The sequence below is a fragment of the Pseudoalteromonas sp. A757 genome (assembly GCF_004103285.1).
GTDB classification, from domain to species: domain Bacteria; phylum Pseudomonadota; class Gammaproteobacteria; order Enterobacterales; family Alteromonadaceae; genus Pseudoalteromonas; species Pseudoalteromonas galatheae.
Genome location: NZ_QNQN01000057.1, coordinates 91,331 through 103,492, shown reverse-complemented (window position 1 = coordinate 103,492; position 12,162 = coordinate 91,331). Strand labels below are relative to the sequence as shown.

Sequence of the window (12,162 nt, the reverse complement as noted above, 5' to 3'; positions counted from 1 at the left end):
GCGAGGTAAACTCGCTCCTACCACAGCATCAGCACTGACCAGCGTGGTCGGAGGTGGTTTACCCACCGAGCTGTTGGGCTCCCCAAACAAAGAGAGTAAAACATCCTAGTTCGTAGCGAGCCAGGGCCTTATTAAAGATCGCGAGGTGAACTCGCTCCTACCACCGCATCAGTACTGAGCTGCATGGTCGGAGGTGGTTTACCCGCCGAGCTATTAGGCTTCCCAAACAAAAAGAATAAAACATCCTTCTTCGTAGCGAGCTAGGGCCTTATTAAAGGTCGATTAACAGCATTCATCCATGGATCTAATCGACATTAGTACATCCATGTTACGTCAAACCCGTTGCAGCAAATGTGACGGGTTTTTTGCTGTTTTGGGTATAGAGATTTGAGATATAAAACCTCGCGAGGTGAACTCGCTCCTACCACCACATCAGCATAGAGCAGTATGGTCGGAGGTGGTTTACCCGCCGAGCTATTAGGCTTCTCAAGCAAAAAGAATAAAACATCCTAGTTCGTAGCGAGCCAGGACCTTATTAAAGATCGTGAGGCAAGCTCGCTCCCGCCACATCAGCACTGAGCAGCATGGTCGGAGGTGGTTTACCCGCCGAGCTGTTGGGCTCCCCAAACAAAGAGAGTAAAACGTCCCACTTCGTAGCGAGCCAGGGCCTTATTAAAGGTTGATTAACAGCATTCATCCATGGATCTAATCGACATTAGTACATCCATGTACGTCAAACCCGTTGCAGCAATGCAGCGGGTTTTTTGCTGTTTAGAAAATCTCGCGAGGTAAACTCGTTTCCACCATATACACATTGCTAGGGTTTGAAAAAACTCCAGGCGATAAAACGGCTTGTCTTATTACCTTGTTCCATCTCGATCACTTTTACTTGCTCTGCAGCGAACTGTTTAAGTTGCTGTTTAAGTGGTTTGACGTTGTCTTTATTAGAGATAAGGGAAGTAAACCAATAAACTTGCTCTTTGAAAGTGACACTCTCAGAGATCATATCCAGTATAAAGCGCTTTTCTCCACCTTCACACCATAGCTCTTGAGCTTGACCGCCAAAATTTAGCGAGGCTTGTGGTGCTCGGTTAAGGTTTTTCCACTTTCTTTGCGTGCCCTTGTTGGCATCTGCTTCACTGGAATGGAAGGGCGGGTTACACATTGAAAAATGATAAAACTGGTTTGCTTTTATTATTGTTTTAAAAAAGTGATTAGGCTGCTTTTGTTGCATCACTTTTACCGGCAACTTATTTAGTTCTGCGATGGTTTTGGCACACTTCACAGCAAGAGGATTGATGTCAGAGGCCACAAAGCGCCAGTTATATTCTCTTGATCCCAAGATGGGATAGATCAAATTGGCACCAGTGCCAATATCTACGCCTTGCACCTTATCGGGCAAGTTACTTTCATCTAACAGATCTTTCAGCGCATGGATATAGTCTGCTCTGCCTGGAACTGGCGGGCATAAAAATTGTGCGGGGATATCCCAAACTTGTATATCGTAGTCTGATTTAAGCAATGCCTTATTTAACAGTTTTACGGCATCTGGATTAGTGAAGTCGATGCTTTTTATGCCATCAGATCGGTTGTAAGTAAAATTCTTTAAAGCGGGTTCAATCGCTATAAGCTTGTCTAGATCATAGCCTGAATTATGCTTGTTTCTTGGGTGCACAGGATTCTTCGAATAAATAAAAAGGATTATAACACTTTTAATCGAACGCTTAAGTCTTGAATACTGGCTTTATCTTAAAGGCATATCAACCCTTTTATTTGCTTCGTTTAAGAGTTTACTTATCAATCAGTCAACTGGTACGATGAGGTTAGTGTTCAAAGAATAAAAACAAAGAAATGATAGAGCAAAAATCACTATTAGTAGATATAGCAGATGGACATAAACTCCATCTCAGATATATAGCAAAACCGGATAGTAGCGGCCCCGCTGTGTTTTTTATGCATGGTGCGGTTGAAAATGGCAAAATTTTTTATACTGAAAGTAATAAAGGGCTAGCGCCTTTTTTAGCTGAACACGGCTATCGCTGTTTTGTTGGTGATCTTCGTGGGCGAGGAGAGAGCATACCTAAAATCGACGCTGAAGCGGATTATGGTCAAACTGAATCAATCTTGCACGAAATCCCTGAAATGCTGAATTTTATCGAACGATATACCGGATCTAGAGCACAATATTGGATTGCGCATTCTTGGGGAGGGGTATTGATGAATAGTGTTTTTGCACGCTTTCCTGAAGAAATTCCGCATGTTAAAGCATGTGTTTATTTTGGCTCTAAGCGTAGTTTACATAACAATCACCCGAGCAAATTACTGAAAGCAAACCTGATATGGTTTAACGTTGCGCACTATTATTCGAAAAAGCATGGGTACTTACCTGCGAAGAGGCTCGGTTGGGGAAGTGATGATGAGTCTTTAAAATCACATGCTCAAAGCGCTGACTGGGCACAGAAGCACCCATGGATTGACTCCGATGACGGTTTTAATTACGCCGAGGTATTACAAGACATGACGTTGCCTCCAATCTTGCACATTGCGGGCGTTAAAGATAAAGCACTGGCACAACCTGTTGATATTCAAGCGTTCATTCGTGAATCAGGAAAGGGGATACAAGAACTCAGAATTTATGGAAAAAGTCACGGCCATCGGCACAATTATGGGCACATAGACATGTTAACCCATAAACATGCACGCGATGATCAGTTTAAAGATTTACTGGCGTGGTTTGATCGCTTTGCGGTTGAGCAATCATCTTCTCAATAAACGCTTCATATCGCTGCCACTTTTCGAGAGGCTGCGTGCTGATTGGCTTTCTGACCTGAGCCTTACTTAACGTATGCACCGGCTTTTTAGATTTGTGAAACTCCAAGCATTCTGGTTCGTATTTTTGATATAGAAAGCTCAAGCATTGCTTGATGGTCTTTTCGGGTTCAGCGATAAGTTGTTCGTAACTGAGCGTAAAAATATCTCTTTTCATAAACTGGTTAAAATGTGACATCAAGTCACTTTGCGCTTGCGCATACAAGGCAAATTCACTTAAAGAGCAGAAGTAGGGCTCGCTTTCGGCGAAATGATTACTATAGACCGACCACGCTGTCGCATTGAGGTTGCGAGTTAAATGAATAATTCGTGCCTCAGGGAATAGTTTGTGGATTAAGCCCAGATTTTGAAAATTAGCTGGAAGTTTATTGATCACCACTTCTTCCGACACCCGATGCCGCTTTATCTCGTCGACATAGAGTAAGCGGCAATGATCTAACATGGAGTTACTTAGTTGGTCTAAACAAGCTGGGAACTCTGCATTATTACGTTTAAAGAGGTAAGGGACAATTTTATCGCTGATCACGGTATTCTCACCTAGTGTGCCAACATGTGAATGTTGCACTAGCATTTGCTCTAAGAGAGTCGAACCTGTTCTCGGTAAACCAACAATAAAAACAGGTGTAAATGTTGTCTTAACCCTATCACTAGGTTTATCAAAAAATGCTTTACCACAATGTTGTTTGATTGATTCAAAAAAAGGCAGCATGTCTACAGTACGAAACTCGCTCATCAGCAGCTGTGTATCATTCGCTAAGGCATAGTTATCTTGAGCTGCATTATAGTTACCTAATTGTTCATGACACTTAGCAAGAGCATAGTGGACCACTGCTTTTAGCCTCGGTGCTTCAAACTCATTTTCCAGTTTCTCTAAAATCGCTAAATATGTAGGTAATTCTTTGGCTGAGGACATTTGTACCAGTTCGTACAGCATAAATGCTGTCACGGTACTATGAGGACAATCTAACCCCGCCTTAAAGACGTTTTTAGCTTGTTCAATAAAGCCATAGTCCAGATAAAATTGACCGAGTTGGTAATGGGCTTGAGCATTATGTTTTGCCACGCTTAAGGTGTATTCAAGTACGGTTTTTGCGTCAACAGGTGAACCAACGGCTAAAAACGCATCGGCCAAGGCGAAGAGCGGTTCAAGCATTTTTGGTAAATGTTCGCAGGCTCTTTTTAAATAGTAGATTGCGTTATCATATTGCTCTAAACGCATGCATATGCGGCCTAAACCAAATAGAGCAGGACCGTTGTTAGGTGACTGTTTTAGTACAGACTTGTACATAAACTCAGCTTCTCTAAGCTTATTTTCGGCCAATAATTCGTTGGCTCGCTTTAATAACAACATTTTCGTATTCAGAGTTAACTACTTTGTTATATAGGATAAAAATAAAAAGGCGAAATAGCTAATGCTAGTTCGCCTTTGTTTCTGGGTTACAGTAAAAGTTAGAACGTATAGGTTGCTTTTACATAGTAGAAACCACCATTAATACCGTATGGTGAAGTCTCGTAGTATTTGCCACCCCAGTTGTTATTTGGGATACCTGTAGCGTCAAAGAAGTCTAGTTCTTCAGCATCTTGGTCAAAGATATTATTTGCACCAACAGATAGACTGATTGAATCTGTTGCATAGTAAGTAAGCTCTGCATCAAATGTGATTGTTGCACTTGCTGTTTTAGCTGTTGCATCATAATCTACGTGGACACCTTGGTATTCACCAAAGTAGTTCATACGCACAAAACCTGAGAAGCTATCCCATTGCTGAGCCCAAGTTAATGTACCTCTGTGCTTAGGTAAGTCGTTTTCTAGACGAGATACCTTGAAGTCACCTGTAATCGCAGAGAAGCGATCAACTTCGGTTTCATTCCAGTTGTATGCTGCACTAAATGTCGCATAACCACCCAGCATATCCATAGAGTAGTTACCAACTAAGTCGATACCTTGAGTCGTGGTATCGAAGTCATTAGTAAAGAAGCTCACCTGTGCTAAGTTGTCAACGTTCGGAACACCCGCCGCTTTAAGGGCATCTTTGTCAGCTTGGTCTAACTCTATCTTCTCTGACTGGCTTAGGCGGTCAGTTACTTCAATGTTGTAGTAATCTAACGTAATAAATAAGTCGCCAGAACGATATACTGCGCCTAATGTGTAACTTTCAGATTCCTCCGGTTGAAGTTCCGTGCCGCCCAGTTGTAACGAAATTGGGTTTGTTGGTGGTAATAGCGCAGAGTCTACAAGTACACCACTACTTAAGTTTGTTTGTACGTTAGATACGTTAGCTTGACCTACTGTGGGTGCACGGAAGCCGGTACTGATTGAACCACGAACTGAGAAGTCCTCTGTAACGTGGTACTGGCCCGTGATCTTAAAGTTAGTAGTCGAGCCAAATGAATCATAGTCTTCATAACGCAGCGCCCAGCCCATCATGAAGTCTTCAGTAAATGGCGTTTCAATATCCACATAAGCGGCATAGTTACGGCGAGTGTACTCTCCTGCTGCAGAAGGTTTAAATCCAGGAAAACCGTTCGAACCAATACCAAAGCCTTGCTCTGTTAGCGGCCCTGCAATAAATGACGCTTCATCACCCGAAAGTACTTCAAATGTTTCTTCATGCCACTCAAGACCTGCAGCAACGTTTACATCGTAAGCAAGATCAAAGTCGTAACCTTTCGATACATCAAAATTAAAGTTCTTTTCTAGCTGAATATACTTACCTGGACTAAAGTCCATCGGAGTATCTGGACCTAATGAGGCATTCACCGTGTTAGTAATAAAATATCTAGATTCGTTGCGGCCAACAGAGCCACTCAAATCCCAATAGGCTCCCTCTAAGAAGCCATCTTTAAATTCACCTCTCACACCCATAGTTAAAGATGTATCTGTTATATTACCACCGAAGTTTGGTGTAAATCCTGCTGGAAGGATTTGGTTAAATGCAAAACAGTTGGCAGCATCCAACTGCCCTAATGCCGTTGGATCTGGCAATCCATTCGCTTGAAGTTCGACTACTGGACAGTCTAATTGTGCATCAAGGCCACCATCTAACGCACCTACTAACACTGTTGGTGTTGCCGCATCCCACAATTTTTGCTGTGCTTCGTCTGTTGCACTCCTTCTCATCGGTACGCCATTAACGAGTCTGATTGTACCGCCATAAACTCCGGGGCGAGTGGTTGGGTTTCGATAATAGAACCCACCTTTTACATCCCGTTCTGAGTAGTTACCGAACATGTAGAAGTGGGCGTTATCTGTAACGTCTACACCAACATTACCAAAAATACTGATGTCGTCTTTGATTTCGGGTGCACCCCAAATTTGTGCTGGATCTGCAACGCCTTCTAAGCCAGCTCCCGCAAATGCTGCTGCATCAGGACGCTGAACACTGCGGCTAGTCGCATCGGCCTCTTTATATTGAAAGCTTAGGTTAGCAAAGCCATCATCCGTAAATGGTAGACCCACGTTACCTTCGATAACCGTTGTATCGCCGTCACCTTCGTAGTATTCACCTTGACGAATAGAGAACGAGCCCCCTTCGCTTGCGTCTTTTAGTACAAAGTTCATTACACCCGCGATAGCATCTGAACCGTACTGCGCGGCAGCACCGTCGCGAAGTACCTCCACCTGTTTAAGCGCGATACTAGGGATCACTGAAATATCAGGACCTTGAGCACCATCGTTAATCCCACCGCCTAAAAAGGCAATAACCGACGAACGGTGGCGACGCTTACCGTTTAACAAAATCAGCGTACTATCCGCAGGCAATCCGCGTAAGTTAGCTGGTCTTACTAAAGTCGCTGCATCACTGATAGGATTCGCGTGTACGTTCAAAGACGGTACAGAACCTTTCAGTAGCTCGAGCATGTCAGAACCTGCCGCCTTTGACATATCTTCTGCACCGATGATGTCGATAGGGACCGGTGACTCACCCACAGAGCGAGGTGCAGCCCGAGAGCCAACTACGGCGATTTTTTCGATTTTTTCATCTGACTTTGCTTGATTGGCTTCTTCAGCCATTACGGTCGTGGTAAGAAGTGACGTAGTTGCTGCAGAAGCGAGCGCGAAGCGAATTGCACGGCGCAGCGTGTTACTTTTTAGTTTCATCCTGTTTCCCCAGTTGATTGTTGTTGTCATACCAATAAAAAGGTCATTTATAATATTTTTACCTTTAATACACATATAATTTAATTTGCAGTGTGTTGGCAAGCGCTTTTTTAAAATTAGCAGCGATTTTTAAAACTGCAACTTTCTTAATAACTTTTTGTTTAAGCTAAGAAGAGTTGCAGAAATTGAATGGTAAGTTATTGTTGAAAGTGAAATTTTGAGCCGTTTAACTACTTTTCAAGACAAACACCCAGTAGCTTAAAATTTATCGTTTCAAAACTTAGCGAGTTTCGTGAAGTTTCATTATTCAGTTTTTGTAGATTAATTGAACAGTCCTGAACGGCTAGTCTTTGCGTGTATGATTATTGTACATCTTTGTATGGTAACTGAGGTCGATTTTGCTCTAATTCATTATTTTGCACACTTTACGTATAACTTTGCTGGCTAGAATGGGTAATTTGTACCATTGGCTAATAGCTAAAGTGCTGATAATTTTGATAGACTCTAGTCAACACTATATTTGAGTTCACTAATGAAGCTGATCAAAGTTGTCCATAAGGCACCGATGCGCGTTGCTCGGATCAGTAAACGCAGACAGCAAATGAGGTTGCGTAGGGCGATGATTGCGCTCAAATGCGCACTAGAGCAAGAGAAACAAGAAACTAAAGAGATGCTTGAAATCTACAAGCGATATACCTTGGGGCGAGCGCAGAAGTCTGAGCTCAAAACGGCGAATGCCCAGCTTGTGGATATTCTTAAAGGGCTTGGGCTTGGTGTGTTTGCGGTTTTACCTTTTGCCCCCATAACTATTCCGATCATCGTTAAGGTTGGTCAATTAGTGGGTGTAGATGTGTTGCCTAGCTCATTCAATTTGAAAAAAAAGCCGACAAAAACCAAGGAACAGTGAATTTTCTTTTTAGCCTTGGTAATCTAAGTACGAACATAATAAATTTGAGGCCTACATGAACAATCTACTCGTTCAATCTGCTATGGGTAAACCCATTTCAATCTTCTCCGCTGCAGAATTAGCGTCATGGCAAGCGCAGCAGTCAAACACGATACAGCTTTTCGTGAAAACCGCACAATTTCAATCACAAAAAACCATTCTTATTCCGAATGCTGAATCTGGGGAAGTAGAACGAGTTATTGTGATTTCAGAAGAAGATGACTTTTGGTTATTGGGCGATCTTGCAAAGCAGCTTCCAAAAGGCACTTATTTTATTGATACTGCTTCTGAGCAAGTTGAAAACCACGCGATTGCGTTTTTACTGGGTGCGTATCAATTCTCTGCGTATAAAGAATTACCGGCGGTTGAAGCAAAACTTGCTATCAAAGATATTAAGACATATTCCAAGGTAAAAGCGTCTGTGGAGTCTATTTATCTTGCACGAGACCTTGTAAACACACCTGCGGCCGATATGATGCCTCAGCACATGGCTGAAGTAATGGATGAACTTGCCGAGCAATATGGCGCATCATTTGAGCAAATCATTGGTGATGAGTTGTTAGAACAAAACTACCCAACGATCCACATGGTAGGCCGTGCGAGTGACAATGCTCCGCGTTTGCTTGATTTACGTTGGGGTGATGAAAACCACGCAAAACTTACTTTAGTTGGTAAAGGCGTATGTTTTGACTCTGGTGGTCTGGACTTAAAACCTGCGTCTGGAATGCGTAATATGAAAAAAGACATGGGTGGAGCGGCTCATGTTATTGCGCTGGCCAACATGATTATGGCGGCAAAACTGCCTGTTAGATTACGCGTACTTATTCCTGCGGTAGAAAATGCGGTGTCTCGCAATGCCTTTAGGCCAGGTGATGTGATCAAAACACGTAAAGGTATTACGGTTGAAATTGACAATACCGATGCCGAAGGACGCTTGGTTTTATGTGACGCATTGGCCGAAGCACAAACTGAAGCGCCAGAGTTATTGATAGATTTTGCGACCTTGACCGGTGCATGTCGCATTGCCCTTGGTACTGAACTTCCTGGTTTTTATTCTACAGATCAAGCTATTGCGTCTGAGCTAATGGAAATTGGTCTGGGTAATGCGGATCCTATCTGGCAATTGCCTTTGTTTGCTCAATATAAGGCACTGTTCAAGAGCGATATCGCCGATATTGCCAACTGTGGTTCGACGCCGTTTGGTGGCTCAATAACAGCTGCACTTTATCTAAAAGAATTTGTTGAGCCTGCCACGACACCTTGGCTACATTTTGATGTGATGGCTTGGAACGTAAGAGCGTTACCGGGAAGACCTGTTGGTGGTGAGGCATTGGGTCTTAGAACCGTGTTTAGTTATCTTGAGAAAAAGTTCAGCTAGTCGCAAAGTCTAAAATCTATAAAAAGCCCAGCTATGTCAGCTGGGCTTTTAGTTTGTCTAATAACCGAATTGGTATAATTAATTTTAGATTAGTTTTACTGCTTTTCAGGAATGTTCTCTAAGATCCCTTTCATTTGCTGCCAATATAGACCAACGCTTGAAATTTCTACTTTTTCCTCAGGAGAGTGTGGAAATTTGATCGTTGGACCAAAAGAAATCATATCCATGTTCGGGTAAGGCTTTTTGAACAAACCACATTCAAGACCTGCATGAATAACCATAATATGTGGTTTTTCACCGTAGATTGATTCATACATATCACGGAAAATAGCTAATACTTCTGAGCTTGGATCAGGCTTCCAGCCTGGGTAAGCACCACTAAATTCAATGTCAGCTTGCGTCAGCTCAGCCAGTGAGCGCAGCATACCCTCGACATCACTGCGACCAGAATCAATTAATGAACGGATCAGACATAGGACTTCTAGAGTGTTATCTGTAGTAGAAATTACGCCCATATTAAGTGAGGTTTCAACAACACCTGGAATATCGTCGCTCATGCGTACAACACCATTAGGGCAAGCGTTAAGAAGCGCTAAGACTTTGCTTTGGGAAGCTTGGCTCATTGGCAATGTGCTAGTTGTTGAAGTGCTGAGTGCAAACGTGATCCCAGTTTCTATGGCACATAATTCTTGCTTAATGATAGTTTCATAAGCTTCAATCAGCGCTTGGAACTCGCTTATTTGCGCTTCATCAAAACTAATGAGTGCGTATGCTTCGCGCGGAATTGCATTGCGTAGGGAGCCGCCTCTGATCTCGATAAGTCTTAGATCAAAGTCTGCGATATGGTGCTTTAGGAATCTTGCGAGCAATTTATTGGCGTTAGCACGGCCGGTGTGAATGTCGACGCCAGAGTGTCCGCCACGTAGGCCTTTTAGAGACAGCTCAAAGATTTGATGGTGTTTGGGTAACACTTCTCGCGCGAGTTGTAGAGTTAAGGATGCATCTACACCACCTGCGCAACCCATGTAGATCTCGCCTTCTTGCTCGGAATCGGTGTTGAGCAGGATTTCACCTTCTAACCAGCCAGATTGCAAACCAAACGCGCCGCTCATACCTGCTTCTTCATCAACGGTTAGTAACACCTCAAGTGGACCATGCTTAATATCGTCAGCGTCTAATACGGCTAAACATGATGCCATGCCGATACCATTGTCTGCACCTAGCGTAGTACCAGTTGCGGTTACCCAGCCATTATCAACATACGGCTTGATTGGATCGGTAACGAAGTTGTGTGCTGTATCGTCATTCTTTTGTGGCACCATATCAATGTGCGCTTGCAATACAACGGGCTTACGATTTTCCATACCACTTGTCGCAGGCTTTTTGATGAACACATTACCAGTTTCATCACGACGTACGTCTAAATTTTTGCTTTTAGCCCAGTCAACAATAAAGTTTGCTAGTGGTTCTTCGTGTTTTGACGGGTGGGGAATGGCACAAATTTGGTCAAAAAACTTCCAAATTACTTGTGGTTCTAATTGACTGATCTCGGTATGCGCTTTGAGCACAGTAGACTCCTTGGATGAGCGATAATAATATTGCAATATTACCACCCACCCAAGGGCAAAATCGAGCAATTAACTCTAAGTTTCAGTACTTAGGGAGAATAGCCTACTTATTGAGCTTTACTTGCAGCGACTGCTGGTGCTACTAATTCAAGGCCGGTTTTATTGCAATCTGGTAAACGCGCATCCGACTTTGCGATTGGAGTCGTTCTTTCTCCCCATTTCAAATAGCTGGCAGCCCAAGTTAAGCCCGCGCCAAATGCCGCAGACATAATATTAGCGTGTGGTTTAATCATGCCATTTTCTACAGCTTCACACAGTGCAATTGCAATTGTAGCAGCAGAGGTATTACCGTATTTGTCGATATTAACCATGACTTTATCATCTGCAATTTCTAGGCGATTTTGAATAGCTTGAATGATGCGAAGGTTAGCCTGATGAGGGATAAGTACATCTATGTCGTTTAGTGATAACTGTGCTTGGCTGAGTACGTCATCACATGCGTCACTCATACCTTTTACAGCACGCTTAAATATTTCACGTCCTTCAAAAGACAGAGCAGAAGGCCCAGTGCCGGCGCAGCGGTCCATATCAGTACCATAGTTTGGAATGTGCAATATACTTCTATCTGTGCTATCACAGCCAGTCTTAGTGCCTAAGAGCCCGGTTGGCTCGTCACTTGCTTCAAGCACGACTGCACCTGCACCATCGCCAAATAATACTGCGCTGTCACGCTTTGCCCAGTTTACATACCAAATCATACGTTCCGCAGCGACAACAACAGCTCTTTTAATCATACCTGCTTGGATCTGTGCAGTAGCATTTTGTAATGCATACAAAAAGCCCGAACACGCCGCATTCGTATCACACGCCGCAGCACCAACAGCACCAATATTTTTTTGTACTAAAGAAGCTGTATTCGCTACCATAGTTGACGGTGTACAGGTTGCGAGTAGAACAAGGTCAATATCTTTACCCTCAAGTCCTGCACATGCCAATGCGTGTTGACTTGCTACCGTTGCAAGTTCAGCAGTGCTAACATGGCTAACGCGTCTAGATCTGATACCTGTTCTCGTATTTATCCATTCATCATTGGTGTCAACAATAGTACTAATTTCATCATTACTGATGCTCGCTGGTGGAATACACTTTCCCCAGCCGGTGATTTTTGCATAAACCATAGTGTCTCTTAATCTAATCCGACCAGTTGGCCAATTTTTCATTTATACCAAATCCTTCACAGTATTGCCATAAAAGCGAAGCTATGGTGTGTATTGGTGCAATATAACTGACCTCGATCACACCTATTTTTGTTAGATTAGGTATAATCTTTTCATCTTAGC

8 protein-coding genes are annotated in these 12,162 nt (G+C 43.1%); 3 read left to right on the top strand and 5 right to left on the bottom strand.

All coding sequences use genetic code 11. The features are described from left to right. Window positions 1–817 precede the first annotated feature (817 nt). On the bottom strand, window positions 818–1,675 hold the full coding sequence (gene rlmF / locus DRB05_RS04135; protein WP_128725811.1) for a 23S rRNA (adenine(1618)-N(6))-methyltransferase RlmF: 858 nt from the start codon (window positions 1,673–1,675) through the stop codon (window positions 818–820). Between the two features lie 176 nt (window positions 1,676–1,851). Between rlmF and DRB05_RS04130 the strand changes: the two genes are divergently transcribed. Continuing rightward, window positions 1,852–2,772 carry an alpha/beta fold hydrolase gene (locus tag DRB05_RS04130; protein WP_128725810.1) on the top strand — a complete coding sequence of 307 codons (921 nt, stop codon included), beginning with the start codon at window positions 1,852–1,854 and terminating at the stop codon, window positions 2,770–2,772. On the opposite strand, the gene DRB05_RS04125 is transcribed toward DRB05_RS04130, so the two are convergent. Beyond that, window positions 2,714–4,180 (bottom strand): sulfotransferase, encoded by a 1,467-nt coding sequence (locus tag DRB05_RS04125; protein WP_128725809.1) that lies wholly within the window; start codon window positions 4,178–4,180, stop codon window positions 2,714–2,716. The genes DRB05_RS04130 and DRB05_RS04125 overlap by 59 nt on opposite strands. A gap of 98 nt (window positions 4,181–4,278) precedes the next feature. After that, on the bottom strand, window positions 4,279–6,930 hold the full coding sequence (locus tag DRB05_RS04120; protein WP_128725808.1) for a TonB-dependent receptor: 2,652 nt from the start codon (window positions 6,928–6,930) through the stop codon (window positions 4,279–4,281). A 532-nt stretch (window positions 6,931–7,462) separates the two neighbouring features. Between DRB05_RS04120 and DRB05_RS04110 the strand changes: the two genes are divergently transcribed. Together DRB05_RS04110 and DRB05_RS04105 are read left to right on the top strand one after the other, a co-directional pair. Continuing rightward, on the top strand, window positions 7,463–7,837 hold the full coding sequence (locus tag DRB05_RS04110; RefSeq protein WP_128725807.1) for a hypothetical protein: 375 nt from the start codon (window positions 7,463–7,465) through the stop codon (window positions 7,835–7,837). 55 nt (window positions 7,838–7,892) lie between these two features. Then, window positions 7,893–9,254: a leucyl aminopeptidase family protein gene (locus DRB05_RS04105; RefSeq protein ID WP_128725806.1), complete on the top strand. Its 1,362-nt coding sequence runs from the start codon at window positions 7,893–7,895 to the stop codon at window positions 9,252–9,254. A 95-nt stretch (window positions 9,255–9,349) separates the two neighbouring features. Here the strand turns inward: DRB05_RS04105 and DRB05_RS04100 are convergent, their stop codons facing one another. Continuing rightward, window positions 9,350–10,822 (bottom strand): aminoacyl-histidine dipeptidase, encoded by a 1,473-nt coding sequence (locus DRB05_RS04100; protein WP_128725805.1) that lies wholly within the window; start codon window positions 10,820–10,822, stop codon window positions 9,350–9,352. 107 nt (window positions 10,823–10,929) lie between these two features. Continuing rightward, the gene (locus tag DRB05_RS04095; RefSeq protein WP_128725814.1) at window positions 10,930–12,000 is read right to left on the bottom strand and encodes a ketoacyl-ACP synthase III; all 1,071 of its coding nucleotides are present in this window, start codon (window positions 11,998–12,000) and stop codon (window positions 10,930–10,932) included. Window positions 12,001–12,162 lie beyond the last annotated feature (162 nt).